Annotated in this window: 20 protein-coding genes; 10 read left to right on the forward strand and 10 right to left on the reverse strand. The window is 62.8% G+C overall.

The annotated features are described in order from the left end of the window. Positions 1 to 62 precede the first annotated feature (62 nt). Complete coding sequence (locus tag RWT78_RS10095; RefSeq protein WP_003940425.1) at positions 63 to 2,288, forward strand: MMPL family transporter; 2,226 nt, start codon at positions 63 to 65, stop codon at positions 2,286 to 2,288. Positions 2,289 to 2,292: 4 nt separating this feature from the next. Here the strand turns inward: RWT78_RS10095 and RWT78_RS10100 are convergent, their stop codons facing one another. Genes RWT78_RS10100 through RWT78_RS10115 form a run of 4 tightly spaced genes read right to left on the reverse strand, consistent with a single transcriptional unit; the run spans position 2,293 to position 4,772 of the window. After that, complete coding sequence (locus RWT78_RS10100; RefSeq protein WP_314675509.1) at positions 2,293 to 3,138, reverse strand: AlkA N-terminal domain-containing protein; 846 nt, start codon at positions 3,136 to 3,138, stop codon at positions 2,293 to 2,295. Continuing rightward, on the reverse strand, positions 3,135 to 3,734 hold the full coding sequence (locus tag RWT78_RS10105; protein ID WP_007729599.1) for a methylated-DNA--[protein]-cysteine S-methyltransferase: 600 nt from the start codon (positions 3,732 to 3,734) through the stop codon (positions 3,135 to 3,137). Before RWT78_RS10105 ends, RWT78_RS10100 begins: the two co-directional genes overlap by 4 nt. Next, positions 3,731 to 4,285, reverse strand: a complete 555-nt coding sequence (locus tag RWT78_RS10110; protein ID WP_257233144.1) for an RNA polymerase sigma factor — start codon at positions 4,283 to 4,285, stop codon at positions 3,731 to 3,733. The genes RWT78_RS10105 and RWT78_RS10110 overlap by 4 nt, the downstream gene beginning before the upstream one ends. Next, positions 4,272 to 4,772 (reverse strand): methylated-DNA--[protein]-cysteine S-methyltransferase, encoded by a 501-nt coding sequence (locus RWT78_RS10115; RefSeq protein ID WP_003940613.1) that lies wholly within the window; start codon positions 4,770 to 4,772, stop codon positions 4,272 to 4,274. Before RWT78_RS10115 ends, RWT78_RS10110 begins: the two co-directional genes overlap by 14 nt. Positions 4,773 to 4,916: 144 nt before the next feature. Between RWT78_RS10115 and RWT78_RS10120 the strand changes: the two genes are divergently transcribed. After that, on the forward strand, positions 4,917 to 5,462 hold the full coding sequence (locus RWT78_RS10120) for a hypothetical protein (protein ID WP_007729604.1): 546 nt from the start codon (positions 4,917 to 4,919) through the stop codon (positions 5,460 to 5,462). Between the two features lie 4 nt (positions 5,463 to 5,466). On the opposite strand, the gene RWT78_RS10125 is transcribed toward RWT78_RS10120, so the two are convergent. From RWT78_RS10125 to RWT78_RS10140, 4 genes are all read right to left on the reverse strand, one after another. Beyond that, the gene (locus RWT78_RS10125; RefSeq protein ID WP_314675510.1) at positions 5,467 to 6,204 is read right to left on the reverse strand and encodes an SDR family oxidoreductase; all 738 of its coding nucleotides are present in this window, start codon (positions 6,202 to 6,204) and stop codon (positions 5,467 to 5,469) included. Beyond that, positions 6,201 to 7,226, reverse strand: a complete 1,026-nt coding sequence (locus RWT78_RS10130) for a phosphotransferase family protein (RefSeq protein WP_007729609.1) — start codon at positions 7,224 to 7,226, stop codon at positions 6,201 to 6,203. The genes RWT78_RS10125 and RWT78_RS10130 overlap by 4 nt, the downstream gene beginning before the upstream one ends. Further along, the gene (locus tag RWT78_RS10135) at positions 7,223 to 8,434 is read right to left on the reverse strand and encodes an acyl-CoA dehydrogenase family protein (protein ID WP_314675511.1); all 1,212 of its coding nucleotides are present in this window, start codon (positions 8,432 to 8,434) and stop codon (positions 7,223 to 7,225) included. The genes RWT78_RS10130 and RWT78_RS10135 overlap by 4 nt, the downstream gene beginning before the upstream one ends. 75 nt (positions 8,435 to 8,509) lie before the next feature. Next, positions 8,510 to 10,288, reverse strand: a complete 1,779-nt coding sequence (locus tag RWT78_RS10140) for an ABC transporter ATP-binding protein (protein ID WP_113682877.1) — start codon at positions 10,286 to 10,288, stop codon at positions 8,510 to 8,512. A gap of 95 nt (positions 10,289 to 10,383) precedes the next feature. Between RWT78_RS10140 and RWT78_RS10145 the strand changes: the two genes are divergently transcribed. Beyond that, positions 10,384 to 10,971, forward strand: coding sequence for a TetR/AcrR family transcriptional regulator (locus RWT78_RS10145; RefSeq protein ID WP_030537226.1), 588 nt, complete (start codon positions 10,384 to 10,386; stop codon positions 10,969 to 10,971). On the opposite strand, the gene RWT78_RS10150 is transcribed toward RWT78_RS10145, so the two are convergent. Beyond that, positions 10,906 to 12,441, reverse strand: coding sequence for a LuxR family transcriptional regulator (locus RWT78_RS10150; RefSeq protein ID WP_218747802.1), 1,536 nt, complete (start codon positions 12,439 to 12,441; stop codon positions 10,906 to 10,908). The genes RWT78_RS10145 and RWT78_RS10150 overlap by 66 nt on opposite strands. 170 nt (positions 12,442 to 12,611) lie before the next feature. Here RWT78_RS10150 and RWT78_RS10155 point away from each other — a divergent pair, with 170 nt between their 5' ends. The 6 genes from RWT78_RS10155 (at position 12,612) to RWT78_RS10180 (ending at position 16,075) form a co-directional block, all read left to right on the forward strand. Continuing rightward, complete coding sequence (locus tag RWT78_RS10155; RefSeq protein WP_030537228.1) at positions 12,612 to 12,986, forward strand: PLDc N-terminal domain-containing protein; 375 nt, start codon at positions 12,612 to 12,614, stop codon at positions 12,984 to 12,986. Continuing rightward, positions 12,983 to 13,420: a DUF6325 family protein gene (locus tag RWT78_RS10160; protein ID WP_003940322.1), complete on the forward strand. Its 438-nt coding sequence runs from the start codon at positions 12,983 to 12,985 to the stop codon at positions 13,418 to 13,420. Before RWT78_RS10155 ends, RWT78_RS10160 begins: the two co-directional genes overlap by 4 nt. Before the next feature lies 1 nt (position 13,421). Then, positions 13,422 to 13,730 (forward strand): SHOCT domain-containing protein, encoded by a 309-nt coding sequence (locus RWT78_RS10165; RefSeq protein WP_003940165.1) that lies wholly within the window; start codon positions 13,422 to 13,424, stop codon positions 13,728 to 13,730. Positions 13,731 to 13,796: 66 nt separating this feature from the next. Next, positions 13,797 to 14,774, forward strand: a complete 978-nt coding sequence (locus tag RWT78_RS10170; RefSeq protein ID WP_314675512.1) for a DUF1214 domain-containing protein — start codon at positions 13,797 to 13,799, stop codon at positions 14,772 to 14,774. A gap of 27 nt (positions 14,775 to 14,801) precedes the next feature. Then, positions 14,802 to 15,215, forward strand: a complete 414-nt coding sequence (locus tag RWT78_RS10175) for a phage holin family protein (RefSeq protein WP_314675513.1) — start codon at positions 14,802 to 14,804, stop codon at positions 15,213 to 15,215. A 38-nt stretch (positions 15,216 to 15,253) separates the two neighbouring features. Continuing rightward, complete coding sequence (locus RWT78_RS10180) at positions 15,254 to 16,075, forward strand: tyrosine-protein phosphatase (RefSeq protein WP_314675514.1); 822 nt, start codon at positions 15,254 to 15,256, stop codon at positions 16,073 to 16,075. Here the strand turns inward: RWT78_RS10180 and RWT78_RS10185 are convergent. Further along, positions 16,062 to 17,039 carry a DMT family transporter gene (locus RWT78_RS10185; protein ID WP_314675515.1) on the reverse strand — a complete coding sequence of 326 codons (978 nt, stop codon included), beginning with the start codon at positions 17,037 to 17,039 and terminating at the stop codon, positions 16,062 to 16,064. The genes RWT78_RS10180 and RWT78_RS10185 overlap by 14 nt on opposite strands. A gap of 34 nt (positions 17,040 to 17,073) precedes the next feature. Here RWT78_RS10185 and RWT78_RS10190 point away from each other — a divergent pair, with 34 nt between their 5' ends. Next, a complete protein-coding gene (locus RWT78_RS10190; protein WP_314675516.1) occupies positions 17,074 to 17,652 on the forward strand; it encodes a TetR/AcrR family transcriptional regulator in 579 nt (192 codons plus the stop codon). Positions 17,653 to 17,777: the final 125 nt, after the last annotated feature.

Here is a 17,777-nt window from a genome sequence, read left to right on the forward strand (position 1 = left end):
TTGCGTGTTCTACTGGAAAACGTTGCTTTGTTGGTGCTGGTCGACTGCGTTCGAGGAGAACCATGACCAAGCTGGATACAACTGACGCAGAACGGAACGAGCACGGAGCGGTCAAACGGCTTCGCCTGCCGATCTTCACCGTGATCGCCCTTGCGATCTTCGCCTTCGTCGCAGGCGGATTCGGCGGTTCTTTCCAAGGCAAGCTCGCCGAGGTTCAAAAGAACGACAACGCCTCGTACCTCCCGAGTTCCGCCGAATCGACAATCGTCAGCAACCAATCCGCGAACTTCCTCGCAGTCGAGACGATCCCTGGATTTGTTCTGTTCCATCGAGATTCGGCCCTCACCGAGGCGGACAAATCTGCAATCAACTCGGCCTACGGCGCCATTGCCGGCATCTCCGGAGTAGACGCCGACGGTATGCAGCCCACTCAGTACTCCGCCGACGGCACAACTGCGTCGATCTTCGTGCCACTCGTGGCCAAAGACGGTGACACCGCCGTGGCAGGTGATGTCCTGGCGACCACCGAGCAGAACGTCATCGACGCAGCAAAACAAGCAGCTGGTGATGTCGAGGTACTCCCAGCCGGGCCAGGTGGGCTACTCGTTGCGTTCATCGACGCCTTTGCCGGTCTGGACGGAGCGCTCCTTGGCGCGGCACTCCTGGTCGTGATCCTCATCCTGCTTGTCGTGTACCGATCGCCGGTGTTGTGGTTCTTCCCGCTGTTCTCCGCGCTCCTCGCCATCGGCTTGTCGTCGATGGTCATTTATTTCCTCGCGAAAGCCGAATTACTCACTCTGACCGGACAATCTCAAGGCATCCTTTTCGTGTTGGTGATCGGTGCCGGTACCGACTACGCCCTACTCTTGATCTCTCGCTATCGCGAAGAATTGCACACGTATCCCAACCGCTTCGACGCGATGATCAAGGCCTGGCGCGAGTCTGCGCCGGCCATCACCGCTTCGGCTGTCACCGTGATTCTCGGTCTGCTTTGCCTGACGTTCTCTCAACTCAACTCCAACAAGAGCCTCGGACCCGTCGCCGCCATCGGCATCGCCTGCACCTACCTGGTGATGATGACGTTCATGCCGGTCGCTCTGGCCGCCACCGGACGGTGGGTCTTCTGGCCGCGCAAGCCCAAGGTCGATCACGCCGCAGACCTTACGACGCACGGGATGTGGGGCAAGATCGCCGAGGCCGTCGGTAGCAAGGACCGCCCACTGTGGATCGGCGCCACAGTGTTGTTGATCATCCTGTTCGCGGCCGGGATCGGCAGTCTCAAAACCGATGGCCTGACATCCACCGAAAGCTTCACCAATCGTCCCGACGCTGTTGTCGGACAAGAACTCTACGACTCGAAGTTCGATCCCGGAGCCGGCGCACCGGCCGTGATCACCGCAAACGCCGACCAGGCCGACGCCGTCATCAAAGCAGCCAGCGGCGTCGAAGGTATCTCGCAGGATCCCGGCGCCGTCTGCACCCAGGTGGACGTCGCAAAGGTCAGCGAGTTGATCAAGACCAACCCCGCTGCCGTCGCACAAGCCGCCGCTGCGGGTTGCGCCCCTGCGGCTTTCACCGTTGCACCGATCGACGGCCGAACCATGATCAATGCAACCCTCGCCGACTCTTACGATTCGCCGCAGGCACTCGAAACTGTCAAGCGACTGCGGACTGCCGTCCACGACGTGCCCGGCGCCGACGCGCTCGTCGGCGGCAGCACGGCCACCACCCTTGATGTCCAGGCGGCCTCGGTCCGCGACAGAAACCTGATCATCCCGATCGTGCTGGTGGTGATCTTCCTGGTTCTGGCCGCTTTGCTCCGCGCTCTGCTGATCCCGGTGATTCTGATTGTCACCGTGGTGCTTTCATTCGCGGCGACCCTCGGTGTGAGCGGATTCTTCTTCACACACGTATTCGGGTTCGCCGGGGCGGATCAATCGTTCCCGCTGTTCGCCTTCGTCTTCCTCGTCGCGCTGGGTATCGACTACAACATCTTCCTGATGACCAGAGTCCGGGAGGAGACCGGAGAATTCGGCACCCGTGCAGGTGTACTGCGCGGTCTTGCGGTGACGGGCGGTGTGATCACGTCAGCCGGAATCGTCTTGGCCGCAACATTTGCCGTACTGGGCATCCTGCCACTGGTCTTCCTCGCCGAGATCGGATTTGCCGTGGCCTTCGGTGTGTTGCTCGATACGATCATCGTGCGCAGCGTCCTGGTGCCGGCACTCTCTCACGACATCGGGAAACGTATTTGGTGGCCGTCCGAACTGGCGCGCGCGAAAGACTGACCGACTACAGAAACGCTTCCTTGGTCCACAGATGAAAGAGCGCGTAGGCTCGCAAGGGTCGCCAGCGCTCGGACAACGCTGCGGCTTCTTTGGCCGTCGAGACCCCCAGCGCACGTTTCAACACCAGATCATCGGGTACGAATGCGTCGCGATCACCGAGAATCCGGACGGTGAGATAGTCAGCGGTCCACGGTCCGATCCCCTTTAGCGCCAACAGCTCTCGCCGAAATTGGACAGGATCCGCATTCCAGGAGAGGTCGAGGCCGTTCGCTACCGCAGTTGCCAGCGTGTGCACTGTTCTTGCGCGCGCTGTGGTCAATCCGACGGCTTTCTGTATGCCCTCGGTTGATTGCGCTGCAACCACGTCCGGATCAGGGAAGGCAAGAAAATCCCCTTGCACCGGCGCTCCGAATGCGCTGACAAAACGACCACCGAACGTCCTCGCCGCGCCGAGCGAAACCTGTTGTCCCAGAACGGTGAGCACTGCGGTCTCGAACCCGTCCACCGAACCGAGCACACGCAATCCTGGACGGGCGGCAACAAGTGGGGCCAACAACTCATCACTACCGAACGCCGCTTCGACAGCAGTGTGATCGGCGTCGAGGTCGAGCCAACGGCGCACGATCACCTCCAGCACTGCGGAATCCGTTACCGGCACATCGGAATCCACGACGACACCGTCGTCGGTCCACGACACCGACACGACAACGGGTCCGGAAGGCAACGGTACGACTCTGGTGTGAACACCGTCGTCGTGACGCTCGAGGCCTGCGACGCAGTGAGCCCGCAGGGCACCGGTGAGCGGTTCGACTGCATAGGGCGCCTGAAAGCGCAGCGTCACTGCGCTCACCGGCCGGCTTCCAGATCCAGCAGAATCGCTTTCAGTTCGGGGCCGCCGGCGTACTGCCCGAGGCTGCCGTCGCTGCGCACCACGCGGTGACACGGGACCACCAACGGCAGCGGATTCTTTGCGCATGCGGTCCCGACGGCACGCACCGCACGCGGGCTTCCCGACGCTGCTGCGACCACCGAATAGCTTGCAGTGTGGCCGTATTCGATCTCGGGAAGATGACGCAACACTTCGCGTCGAAACCCTTTCGCGAGTTGGAAATCCAAGCGCAGATCGAATTCTCGACGCGCACCGGCAAAGTACTCGTCCAACTCGCGAGCGACAGTGTCCAGCCTGCGCGGGTAATGAAGCACACGAGGGCTGACGGTGTCCGCCAATCGTTCCAGAACGAGGTCGTGCCCTTCGACGGCAAAGGCAACCCGCACCAGGCCGACATCAGTTGCCGCCAGCAGCAGCTTTCCGACCGGCGAATCGACGGTTCGATATGCCACGTCGATCAATTCGGCTTCGGACGCCTGCGCAGCCAGGCGCGCCCGTAGGCGGATCATGGCGTCGGCGTCAACGGCTGGAAGTGCCTCGAACACATCGTTACTCATGAGTGACTCCCTTCCGCAGCGGTAGCGGACAAGTAGGTTCTTCGTAGGGTGGCGATACCGTCGGCACCCGCGCGTCTGGCGGCTGCCGGCGTGTTGCCGAGGATGTCCGCGATCTCTGCGTACGGCAGCCCACCCAGAAAGTGATAGGCGACCGCCGCACGTTGTTTGAGTGGTAGTTGTTCGAGTGCGTTCCAGAGTTCGTGATCCCACGTGCCCGGCACGCCGATTCGCGTCGGCAACTCCGGAACGTCGTCTGTCGGCACGGCCACGCGGGCACGCACTCGGGTGATGTCGATTGCCTTGCGGTGCGCGATGGTGACCAGCCAGGCTTCGATGTTCGCGTCCGGGTTCAGATCCGGGTATGCCCGCATCGCCGCGATGAACGTCTCGGACCACGCGTCCTCGGCGTCGACGGGCCCGACCACCGCGCGGCAGACACGGAGGACCACTGCACCGTATTCGGTCACGACGTCTTCGAACGGTTTGAGTGTCACGACCGGTAGACGTTCCCGATCACCGAATTGTGAGCCGAGCGCATCAGAAGAGGACATCCGATTCGCCGCCGTGCTCGCGGTCGAGCAGGAACCGCTTACGTTCGAGGCCGCCGGCGAAACCGGTCAGGCTTCCGTCGCTACCGACCACACGATGACAGGGAACGATGATGCTGATCGGATTCTTGCCGTTTGCCGCGGCGGCAGCACGGATCGCAAGCGGGTTACCCAAAGTTTGCGCGAGCTCCATGTAGGTCCAGGTTTCGCCGTACGGGATCGTTCGCAAGGTGTCCCACACCCGCTTCTGGAACTCGGTGCCCACGGGCGCCAACGGCACGGAGAACTCCGTGCGATCACCCTCGAAGTACTCGGTGAGCTGCGATTCGACTTCACCGAAGACCGCCGAGGAACGATCACCGAACGTGGACTCGTCCGGCTTGTGGCGATGCTCCGCCATGTACAGACCGCAGAGGTCGTCACCTGCTGCTACCAGCGTCAACGCTCCGATCGGCGAGTCGATCACAGTGTGCGTACGGATAGCCGTCATGTCTCGATCCTTCCAGGTTGCGCGGTGCGGCAGGCAGCGGGTGAAGTGATTGTCCGCGCCGGCACCGACACCTCGAAGACGCCGCGGGCCTCGTGAATGTGAGATTTACCTGTACTTTGACGTCACATCAGGCAGTATCGAGGGATGGCTCTAGTTTTGCCCGGCAGCTCCACCGTCGTCCGCTCCGTCGGCGACGTGGTGCACTGGTCCCTGTCCACGGTCGCATTTGCGGTCACCCTGCCCACTCGACTCGAGGCGCTCCTCTTCTCGGTCGAGAGGTTGGTGGCGCGCATCAACCAGATCGCCGACAACGCCGACCGCGTCGTCATCGGAGCCGCCGCCGTGACCGTTCGCGCTGAGACACTGGTCGAGGCCGTCGAGCAGACGTCGGACATCGCGGGACAACTCCTCGAGATCTACGAGCCCATCGCCCTACAGCTCGCGCCGCTGGCCGCCAGGTTCGCCGACGACCTTTCCGAGGCAGAGGTCAGCGCCGCGATCAAGCTGATCGACCAACTACCGGAGCTCACCGATCGGGTGGCCGCGGTGCTGCCCATCCTCGGAACCTTGGACTCCGTCTCGCCCGAGATCCACGAACTCCTCGGAGTGGTCAAGGACCTGCGGCAGGCGATCGTCGGGGTGCCTGGCTTTCACTTCTTTCGCAAGCGGGGCGAAGCCAAGCTGGATTGAAATTTCAGGCGGAGTAGCCGTTGGTCCCGGCCCGCGCCATGACGACCTTCGGAACGACCGCTCGAGACGAGAGCTTGAGCAGACCGTCCACCAACTCCACGATGTCGTCGACCTTGATCATGGTGTCCGGTGTGATCCGATCGTGTGTCCATGCCGACATGTCGGTGTCGACGTAACCGGGAGCGATGGCCGTCGCACTGACGCCGTTTCCGGATTCCTCGGCGTTGAGTGCCTCGACCATCGAAATCAGCGCAGCTTTGGTGGCTCCGTAGACGGCCAGGCCGCTCTCGGCATACACACCGGCCATCGAGGCGAGAGCTATCACCTTCGCTCCGCCGGCAAGGTCCGCGTCCGCCGCTGTACGCAGGAGCGGCAGCGACGCTTGCAATAGTGCAAACGGTGTCCGGAGATTGACGGCAACGGTCTTGTCGAAACGTCGCATCGGGTAATCCACCACTCGCCCACTGGTTCCCACTCCGGCGTTGAGGACGAGAGCCCTCATGGAGCCGAATCGCTCACTGTGTGTGGCGACGAGTGCTGCGGCGAAGTTCTCGTCCGCCATGTCGCCGGCCGAGACGACGACGTTCGGCGATCCGGCGCGCGTAAGTTCTTCGGCGACAACGGCGAGCCGTTCGGCATCACGCGCCGTGATGGTCAGCCCGTACCCTTGCGAAGCCAAGCGCGTTGCGATGCCGAGCCCGATTCCCTTGGAGGCGCCGGTGACCAGTGCTGATCGAGTCATTCGAATTTCCCTTGCAGTGCGTTGAGTCCGGCCGAGATCAGTTCCGGCACAGAAGATCCAGCCTTGTCGAATCCCCCGCCGACGGTGGCTCCTGCTCGGAATCGGTGATCGATGCCCTGCGCCACGACGGCGAGTTTGAAGAACCCGAGCGCCATGTAGAAGTTCCAATGCGCCAGTTCACGACCCGAAACGGACGAATACCGTTGCGCCAGATCGACAACGGACGGTAGCGACGGGCTCGTCCACGCGGCAGGCTCACCCAGAACCAGATCCAGCGCGGGATGCCGATAGACGCACATCATCGCGATGTCCGCCAGCGGATCGCCCAGCGTCGACAGTTCCCAGTCCACCACTGCGGCAACCTTGGTGACGTCGTTCGCCGCGAGAATCGTGTTGTCGATCCGGTAGTCGCCGTGCACGATCGACGAGGCTGATTCCGCCGGAATCAATTCCGCGAGGCTCGACGCCAACCTGTCAACGTCGGCCGAGTCCTCGGTCTTGACGCGTGACCATTGACCGGCCCACAACTTCACCTGGCGGGCTACGTAACCGTCGGGTCTGCCGAGTTCGCCGAGACCCACTGCGGTGTAGTCGACGTCGTGCAGGGCAGCGAGAACACGCACCAACTCGTCGGTGCACTGCGTGACCTGCGCTGCCGGAACAGCTTCCAACTCGGTTTTGGTTCGGATCACTTGACCGGTGACGAACTCGACCACCGTGAACGACGCACCCATCACCGAGGCGTCCTCGCACAGCACGACGGTCGGCGCGACCGGCACGGCGGTGTTCTGCAACGCCGAGGTGATTCGGAACTCACGCGCAACGTCGTGCGCCGACGGCGTGAGGCCGGCCGTGGGTGGACGACGGAGAATCCACTTCGAGTTGTCGTCGAAGATTCCGTAGGTGAGATTGGATTTGCCGCCTGAAATCAGTTCGGCTCGCAACTCACCGCTCACCTCGACGCCTGCGGCTTGCAGATACTTGTGGAGCGCCGCGAGATCGAGTCCTGGAAAGTCCGTCACTTCGACTCCTCCCGAGCAGCGCGCTTCGCAGCTCCGACAACACGTTTCGCAATTGCCCAGCGATGAACCTCGGACGGGCCGTCGTAGACGCGGAAGGGACGCACTTCGCGGGACAAGCGTGCCAGCGGCAGATCGCCGGACACGCCCATTCCGCCACACATCTGAATGGAGCGGTCCACGATCCGGAAGATCGCCTCGGCAGCGTAGGTCTTGGCGATGGACGTCGCGTTGCTCGCGTGCCCGCCCTGATCGAGTTCGAAGCAGGCCTGCACCAGAAGTGCGCGGCTGGCTGCGATGTCGATCTCGTTGTCGGCGACCATCTTCTGGATCATTCCGAGATCACCGAGTTTCGAGCCGAAGCCTTCTCGTTCGGCAACCCTGGCCACGGCGACGTCGTGGCCGCGGCGCGCTGCACCGAGCCAGCGCATCACGTGCGTCATGCGGGCGGGACCGAGGCGAACCTGCGCGTAGGCGAAACCTTGATCGACCTCACCGAGAACGGCCTCGTCGGGTACGAAGAGATCCTCGAACGTGACCTCGCAGTGCCCGCCGATCATGGCCTTGTCGAGGGTGTCGATGTGTCGACCCACTACCAGGCCGGGAGTGTCCGTCGGCGCCAGGAACATGGTCGCTCCGCCGCGCTGCCCGGGCTCACCGGAGGTGCGCGCCATGATGATGAAGAATCCGGCGCCGTCGGCGCCGGTGATGAACCATTTCTTACCGTTGATCTTCCAGCCACCGGGGACTTTCTCGGCGCGGGTGTTCAAAGCCGAGGGATCGGATCCCGCTCCCGGCGCGGGTTCGGTCATGGCGAATGCCGACCGCATGTCCCCGCTTGCGAGCGGCGCGAGGAACTGCTGCTTCTGTGCTTCGTTCGCGATGTGGGCCAGCATGTGAACATTGCCCTCGTCCGGCGCAGCGATGTTGAGCGCCGTCGGCCCGAAGAGCGAGTAGCCGGCTTCCTCGAAGACAGGCGCGCGATCACTCATGTTGAGTCCGTGGCCGCCGTACTCGATCGGTGCATGCGGTGCGAAGACACCGGCTTCTTTTGCTGCCGCCTGCATCTCGATGCGGATGGCATCGCCACCCGCGACGGCGATGTCACCGGCGTGTTCGTCTTCGATGGGGAGCACTACGTTGCGCGTGAAGTCGCGCGTCTTCTCGATCAGCGCCACCACCTCGGGCGCGTACGTCAGATCGATTGCCACCAGCCACCTCCGAAAGAACATCCCGACCGAGCGATCGCTCGGTATCAGCACTCTCGCACACGCCGACGCGTCGGGTCAACAATCTTCGAGCATCGCCTCGCCCTGATCGAGCCGGCCGGCAACCACCATGTCGCGGTACAGATCGTCCTTGTCCATGAGCTCGTCATGGTTGCCGATGTTGCGGATCCGACCGTCTTCCATGACCACGATCCAGTCGGCGTCACGCACCGTCGAGAGCCGGTGAGCGATAGTCACCACGGCCCCGGTGCGCGCACGTTCGTTGATCGCGTCGACAATCGCGGCTTCGGTGAGCGTGTCGACCTGGGCAGTGGCTTCGTCGAGCAGAAGCAAAGCACTCGGCCGCAGAACTGCGCGCGCCATCGCGATCCGCTGACGTTGGCCGCCCGACAGCGAAGTGGCCGTCAGAGCGGTGTCGAGTCCGTTGGGCAGGGCCTCGATCGCGTCGTCCAGCCGGAGCAAGCGCAGAACGGCCTGGACTTCTTCGTCCGTCGCATCGGGATGGCTGAAGACGACGTTCTCCCGAATCGTTCCGGGCACCACCGGTGTCTCCTGCTCCACGTACGCGAGACTCTCGCGCACAGCGCGGTGATCGAGCGCGTCGTAACCGACTCCATGCAGGAGAACCTCACCCGATCGAGGTTCGACAAATCGCAGCACGGTCGAGAGCAAGGTCGTCTTTCCTGCGCCCGACGGGCCGACGATGGCCATGTGCCCACGCGTCGGAATGACCAGCGAGACATCGCGCAACGCCGGCTGGTTCGATCCGTGGTAGCTCACGGTGACGTCGCGCAACTCGATCAGCGGCGCGGCAGCGCTCGTTTTCGCGACCACGTCCACGACCTCGTCGTACTGCTCGGTGGGCAACGACTGCATCTCGCGAATCCGGATAGCTGCCGCGATTCCCGACTGAACGGAGGTCACGTTCTGCGCAAGCTCCGACACCGGCCCCATCAGGGTGAAGGCGTAGAGCAAAAACGCGATGAGCGTCGAGACTGCCATTTCGCCGTCGGCGACTCGCCAGGCACCGAAGCCCAGGATGGCAATGATCGATCCTTGAATGGCGGTCCACGCGACAGTCCACGCGGTTGCCGACACTCGCACCGCCGTGATCGCATGCTTTTTCGCATCGGACGCGTTGTTCGTCACCAGAGCCCCGACGCGATCCTCGGCGAGGGAAACCTTGACCGTCCGGATCGCACGCAAGCCACCCTCGAGAACGCCGCCGAGCTGACCGAGCGATTCCTGGGTTCGTGCTTCCGCTGCGGAAATCCGAGGCATCAGAACCGCAAAGAGTATGGAGGCGAACACGATTGCCACCATGGTGACGCCCAACAACGGCAGATCCAGTACGCCCATCAGAACAATCGTTCCGATGGTCAACGCGGCTGCGTTCAGAATATTCACCGCGGCCGACGACGCAGCCTCCCGCAGCAACAAGGTGTCAGACGTGACCCGGGTGACCAATTCACCCACGGATCGCGATTGCAGCGACGGCACCGTCGCAGCGAGGAATCGCCTCACCAGCGACGACCTGGCGTCGAAGACAACCTTCTCGGCGGCGGTTCCGAGAACGATCCACTGAGCACAACCGAGCACGGCACCGACGATCAGAAGGACGACGAGCGTGAGGATAGGTCCTTTCAGCGACGCACCGGTATCGAGGGTGTCGAGAACCCACTTGGTGACCATCGGCGTTGCCAGCGTCGCCGCCGAGCCGCACAGCGCCAATACCAATCCGAGGAGGAGCGACGGCAGATGCGGTCGAGCAAACTCCGAGAGGACGCGGAGATTGCTCCATTTCGGTGCGGGCTGAGAAGCGTCGGATTCAAGCATGAATTTATGGAACACGAATGTTCCATAAAGGGCAAGAGAAATTCCGATTCGGAAACACTGGATACCGAAACCGGACACGGCTACGCTTCGGATTCGTGACAACGATCCACAGCGCACCAGAACAAAGCGCGACCCGCGAGCGCACACGGAAGGCCATCCTCGATGCTGCCGTTTCGGTGTTCGCATCCAAGCCTGCTGCGACCCTCAGCGAGATCGCTTCGGCCGCAAAGGTCGGCCGGACCACTTTGCACCGCTACTTTCCCGAACGGTCAGACCTGGTCGACGCAGTCGCGGCCGAGGCCACTCGTGCCGTCGGAGAGGCCGCAGCAGCAGCTCGACTCGGCGAGGGTACCGGAGCCGAAGCACTGGTTCGCCTGTGCCATGAATACTTCGAACTGGCCGACCTCTTGACGGTCCTGTTCTTCACTCCCGGTGTGTATCAAGAAGATTCGTTTGCCGAGTCCGCGTCGAACGACGACTCAGTCACCGATGCCATCGAGCGCGGACACTCCGACGGTTCCATCGACCCCGACATGGGTTCGGACTGGGTGCAGAACCTGCTGTGGTCACTGCTCTACACGTCGATGGACTACGTGAACCGCGGTTCCGGGACGCGACTACAAGCCTTGGATCTGACGGTTCGCAGCCTCCGCCGCGGAATTGCCCCCGACCCCGCGGTCTAGGTTGTCGGCTGCTTGAACAGCGGCACGCCGTTTGGTCACGCCTAGTTTGCGGTAGATCGAGCGAATGTGAGTCTTCACAGTGGGATAGGCGATGCCGAGGTGCGCAGCGATCTCGTCTGCAGTCATCGTAGTTCGCAGAAAAGTGAGGATCTCTTTCTCACGTTCCGTCAGGACTCCGGCGAGTTTGGCAGAGAGCTGGCCCCGTTTTTCCAGAATCGTGCGCAGGAGCTCCTGGTGTCTCGACCCCTGTGTTGCGTGCGCGTTCAACAGATCGACGATTACCGGATCGCCGCTCAGAAATGGGGCGAGAATCCGCTCGGGGATTGCTTCCGCCAGCGCACGATCCAACTGCTCGTGCGCCTGCGGTCCACGCCCGGCGACGGAGCTCAGGGCGGCAGACGTGACAAGGGTGCTCACCAGCGCATATCGCGGCAGCGCGGCCGAGGTTGCCAAGCGAAGCGCTTGAGCCGACGGTTCCGGATCCCCCATGACTCGGTAGAGCTCCGCGAGAAGCGCGTGAGCGACCGCAGCACCTGTTCTGGTCAGCGTGGGCATTGCGATGCGGCGAGCTTGCTCGTCCTGTCCTTGAGCGTGGGCGAGCCAGGCCGTGGTGACGCGCCGCAGCGTATCCCAAGGAATGCCGTGCTTGTCCGCAGTGCTCACGCCTCGCAGCAGACGAGCGGCGTTGTGGTACCGGTCTTCCCGGTTCAGAGCGATCAGGCTCATCACCAGGTACAGACGGGCGAGCGCCTCGAAATTGGTTCCGGGGCTGCCCTCCTCGATGATCGAGTCGAACTGAGCGATCGCCTCGTCGAAGTCACCACGCCAGTAGGCGATGCACCCTCGATTCGACTGTGGGAGACCGCCTTCGAAGCGTTCCCAGTCGGACGCCACCTCTCGAGCAGGAAGGCCGTCGAGGATCTGTTCGGCTTCGGTGAATACCCCTGCGTGGGTGAGCGCGAAAGCCAAATTGGATTGTGCGAGACGCAACGTCTCCGTACGCGACTGCAACTGCGCCTCGTCGCCGGCCGAGCGAAGTAGCGCGATGGCACGAGGAAGGTCACGACGAAGCCTGATCTCGGTCCACCCGAGGAGGAAGAGCGCGGACGGGTAATCGTCCTCGGGCTCGCACTGGGCGAGCGCGTGGCGAGCGCGATCGGCGATGACGGCCTTGGTCGAGGTGTCCGGAGCGAGCAGCAGGTCGGTGAAGCAGACGACAAAATCGTCGGACGCCACCCGCAGACCCTGCCCGCGGAGAAACTCAGCGCCGTACGGATCACCGCTGAGATCGCGGCAGCACGCCCGTATCAGCAGGATGTGCGGATCGTGGGGATCGGGATGAGCAAGGCAGAGCTGCTCGAGTTCCCTGGTATGAGATTCGAGAATCAAACGAAGCCAGTTTTTCCGCAGGACTCGTCGAGCCTGCTCCGCCTCACCAGAGGCGAGTGCGTCACGCACGGCTTCGATCATGTGTCGAAGATACTCGAGACGTTCGATGTCCGTGGAAATCCGGTCTCATCCGCTTCGGATGAGACCGCGATCGAAGCCTGCGGAAACCAGTGAGAATTGCCGGAATCAACCGAAATGCGCTAGTCGGCGGAATCCCGGTGCGCAGGCCTGACACGAAACGGATAAGACACATGAGCTTCTGGGAAAGCCTCGGCTGGATGCTGTGGGCAACCGTCTTCATCGGATATCTCTTCGCGCTGTTCGCGATCATCGCCGACCTGTTCCGCGACCACAAGCTCAGCGGTTGGTTGAAGGCCGTCTGGGTGTTCTTCCTACTCTTCCTGCCCATCCTCACCGCGCTCGTCTATCTCGTCGCCCGCGGCGAAGGGATGACGGAACGCAGCAACAAGGCCGCACGCGACGCCGAGAAGGCCGCCGAATCGTATATCCGCGAGGTCGCGGGGAAGAGCCCCAGCGAGGAGATCGCCGCAGCCGCAGCACTGCTCGAAGCCGGAGCGATCAGCGAGGACGAGTTCGCCGCACTCAAGCTGAAGGTCCTCTCGTGAGTGCCGCGCGTTTCGGCCCCGTCGACTTCTACCTTCTCGGCCTGCCTGGGCAGAGCCTCGACCCGGCCGCGCTCTCCGCACTGACCGACCTTACGGATACCGGCCTGGTGCGGCTGCTCGATCTGATCGTCATCTCCAAGTCCGAGGACGGTGAACTCACCCTCATCGAAGTCGAGGAGTTGCCGAACGGCTTCGAGATCAACGTCGAGATGCTCGGCGCGTCCGGTCTGCTCGGGCATGAGGACATCACCGAACTCGCGGCAGCCATTCCCACCGGCGCTGCAGCGCTGCTGGTCGCGCTCGAGCTGGTCTATCAGCGTGAGCTCGCCGCACGCACCGCGGCGTCCGGCGCGGTGTTACTGGGCTACGAGCGGATACCCGCCCCGGTCGTCAATGCCCTCATGGACACGATCAGCCCGAAACTGGAGGTCTGACATGCCGTACATCCCGAGAAGAGGTCGCCCCGGACTGCTGGGCCTCGCCGCACGCACCGCGGTCGTGACCGGTACTGCGACCGCCGTCAGCGACGGCATGGCCACCCGCCGGCAAAGGAGAGCCCAAGCCGAATACGAGCAGGCGCAGTACGAATTCGCCCAGCAGCAGGCCGTACTCCCGATGCCCACACCCGCACCCGCCTCCCCGGTCGATTTCGTCGCTGAATTGCAGAAACTCGGCGACCTCAAATCACAAGGCCTGCTGAGTGAGGCCGAATTCCAAGCCGCGAAAGCGCGACTGCTCGGCTGATTCACCCCGACAGAGGCGAGGGATTCCCGCTCTCGCTTCCATACCCGACACCGATTGGAACCCGCTATGTCCACGATCGCCGTCAACGTCCTGAACTTCAATCGGGCAGAATCCGATCTCATGTTCGCTCGCCTGGCCGCGGGCGTCGGCCTGGGCACGTGGAACCACACTCGTGATCTCGGGTCACTCGACCACCAGCCGATCATCCGCCAGAACCGCGACACTCTGTACAGCAGCGCGATCATCGACGTGCGCGAGAACGTCACGATCACGGTGCCCGATACCGGCAAGCGCTACATCTCCGTGTGGGTGGTCAGTCAAGATCACTTCGGTCCCGTCATCCTGCGCGATCCGGGAGAGCACCTGCTCACGCGCGAATTGGTCGGAACCGACTACGCCGCACTGATCGTGCGCATCCTCGTCGATCCGAACAGCCCCGAAGACGTCGCCGAGGTGAACCGGTTGCAAGACGCCCTCAACATCGACGGCGGCGGAACGGGAGAGTTCCCGTTGCCCGACTACGACGAGCAATCGCAGACCGAGACCCGCGACGCACTCCTCGCACTCGCGCGTGGCATCACCACGTACGACCATTCATTCGGTACCGCTGCGGAAGTCGATCCGATCAGGCACCTGCTCGGTACCGCATCCGGCTGGGGTGGCCTTCCCGAGTACGAGGCCACCTACGTCAACTTCGACGAACGTCTCCCGGTCGGGGAATACCGTCTCCGCCTGAACGATGTTCCCGTGGATGCGTTCTGGTCGGTCTCGCTGTACAACGCGGCCGGATACTTCGAAGAGAACGCTCTGGGCGTCAACAGCATCAACAGCCTCACGGCCACCCCAGACTCCGACGGCAGCACCACCATTCGCTTCGGGGTCCATCTCGACGGCGTCGCGAACGCACTGCCCATCATGCCCGGTTGGAACTACGTACTGCGCCTGTACCGCCCCCGTCCCTCCGTGCTCGACGGCACCTGGACGGCGCCTCGTCCCGAAGCCCTGCAGCAAAGCGTTCCCCACGCACACACCACTCTCGGGTGACTCGACCTGATCACGGAGGTACAAGCCATGCGTCTGTTATTTCAGCTCATTTCGCAATGTGTTCTCGGCGCGATCGCGCTGATCGTCGTGCATTTTGCTCTTCCCGGGGTCAGCCTGAGCGTGAACGGCTTCTTGGCCGCTATCGGTGTATTCACCCTCGCACACATGATTCTCGGCCCATTCGTGCTCAGCGTGGCACTGCACTACGCAGCTCCGCTGGCGGGTGGTGTCGGCTTGGTCGCCACACTGCTCGCGCTCTGGGTTGCGACCCTGGTCCCCGACGGTATCGAGATCAGCGGCGTCGGGTCCTGGATCCTCGCCCCGATCATCGTGTGGGTGATCACGGCATTGGGCGGGTGGATCTTCATGGCTCTCGTCATCGACAAGTGGATGAAGAGACGCAATGCCGAAAAGCTCGTGCGCAGTGTGCAGAAGGCATGAATGATCAGTTCGGAAACGGAACCCACAAGGAGTCAGCCATGCCAACTCACCCGCTCGATCGCCGCGTTCTCCTGAAGTCCGCTCCGAACTTCCGGGACCTCGGTGGCATTCCTGTTGCAGACGGCACCGTCCGCGCGGGCGCGCTCTATCGTTCGGCGACTCTGGCGAAACTCGACGGCGACGACCTTGCCGCGGTCGCCGACTTGGACGTCCGGACGGTATACGACCTGAGGACCGCCGCCGAGCGCGACGGCGCACTCGACAATCTCCCTGACTCGACGCGCACAGTCTGGCTCGACGTACTTGCCGACAATGCCCAAAACGCCGCGGCCACTGGACTACTCATGACGGACCCGGTCGCATACGCCGAGACCATCAGCGATGGACGTGGGATCGCACAGATGGAGGAAGCCAACCGCAACTTCGTCAGCCTGCCGTCCGCTCTCGACGCCTATCGCACGTTCTACCTCGACCTCATCGACGAAAAACGCTCCGGGGCAGCACTTTTCCACTGCACCACCGGCAAGGATCGAACCGGGTGGGCCGCGACCTCTTTCCTACTCCTCCTCGGGGCCGACGAAGCCGATGTACGCGCCGACTACCTGGAGACGAACACCGATCTGGCTCCCATGACAGAACCGATCCTCGACTTCGCCGCGAGCAAAGGCGTTGACGCAGAAGTGCTACGACCCCTCCTCGGAGTCCGTGACAGCTATTTCGACGCAGCTCTCGACGAAATGCGCACGCACTTCGGCACCGTCGAGGACTACGCAATCAACGGACTGAAGCTCACCGCAGAGCACCTCACCGCGCTCCGCGAGCGGTTCACATCCCGATCGGCCTTCATCAGCGCGACGTGATCGAAGCTCTCGCCGGGCAGGAATCCGTGCCCTCGTCCTGCTTCTTCGGGCGATTGCCCACCCGGGTGACCACGACGACGGCGACGATGCCCACCGCCAAGCCGAGCGCGGTGAACGGAGTGAAGGATTCTCCGAACATCAGTGCGCCCCAGACCGCGGTGACGGGGGCGATCAAGAACATCAGGGTGTTGACGGACGTAATGCCGATGCGGCGGAGCAACAACCAGTACAGCCCGTAACCACCGAAGGTGGACAACACGATCAACCAGAGCAACGCGATCCAGAATGTGCTGATACTCGGCGGTACGGCAGCATCCGAGACGATCGCCAGAGTTGTGAAAACTATTGCGCTGGTTGAGCAGTGGATGGCCAAAGCCTGCAGTGGCGGTGTAGACGTGGGAGCGCGTTGCTGGACGAAGGTGGATGCAACCAGGCTGAGCATCCCCAGGAACGGCATCGCGTACGCCCACCACGGCGCCGATGTACCGGCCCCGGCATCGGCTGCCGTGACCATCGCGACGCCGCCCATTCCGATCGCCAACCCGACCCACTGCATACGCGGGACTGCGACACCGAGGACCGGACCGAGCAGCGCGGCAGCCACCAGCGGCTGAATACCGTCGATCAGCGCAGTTGTTCCGGTGTTCACGCCGAGATCGACTGCCCAGTACACCGACAACAGGTAGCCACTCTGGGAGAGCATCCCGATCACCACCTGCCTGCCGAGAGCCCGCGGTGTCGGCATCGCGTTCCGGCGGCGGGCGGAGAGCCAGACAATCGGGAGCAGCACCGCCGCGAGCGGGAGAAAACGCCACATCAGCAGCGTGGGGACCCCGGCACTGCCGGCGCCTAGTTTGGCTCCGATGAATCCCGAACTCCAGCACGCGACAAACAGGACCGACAAGGTAGCCGTCACGGCAGATCTCGAGGTCACGACCCGAGGTATACCGATCTGTTTACTCATGAGCCCGACTATACAGATCGGTATACTTTTGTCCATGGCAGAGGAATCCACACCCGAATTGACTCCGAAAGCGCGTCGCATTCTGGAGTCTGCGTCGAAGCTGTTCTACGAAAAGGGGATTCATGCCGTAGGCGTGGATACCGTCGCACTGGACGCCGGGGTCACGAAGAAGACTTTGTACGAACGGTTCGGCTCGAAAGACGGTCTCGTCGTTGAATACCTGAGGGCTCGAGATCGGCGGTGGCGAATCTTTCGCGACGAGAAGCTCGCATCAGCCGGAGCTAGCCGCGCCGAACAGTTGAGTGCGGTATTCGACGCTTCCGCCTCCTGGTCCAAGGCGAGCGGAGGCAAGGGTTGCAGCATGGTCAACGCTCACGCCGAGTTCAGCGATCACTCACATCCGGTGTTCGCTGTCATCGCCGAACAAAAGCGGGAGATGTCAGACCTTTTCCGGCGCATTCTGGCGACGGACGGACTAGCCGACGAACGTCTCGTCGAGGCAATCATGCTGCTTCACGAAGGTGCCCTCGTCGCAGACGGGATCGGTATCGGCACCGACCCCTTCGGTGCCGGCCGGAACGCAGCGCTCGAATTGCTCAAAAATTCAGACTGATTCGCGCAGTTGCGTCAACAGATCACTCCCCCATCCGCTTCGCCCCCACCGTCACTCCCCCATCCGCTTCGCCCCCACCGTCACTCCCCCACCCGCTTCGCCCCCACCGTCACTCCCCCACCCGC

It is taken from the genome of uncultured Rhodococcus sp. (assembly GCF_963525155.1).
In the GTDB taxonomy this organism is placed as follows: domain Bacteria; phylum Actinomycetota; class Actinomycetes; order Mycobacteriales; family Mycobacteriaceae; genus Rhodococcus_F; species Rhodococcus_F qingshengii.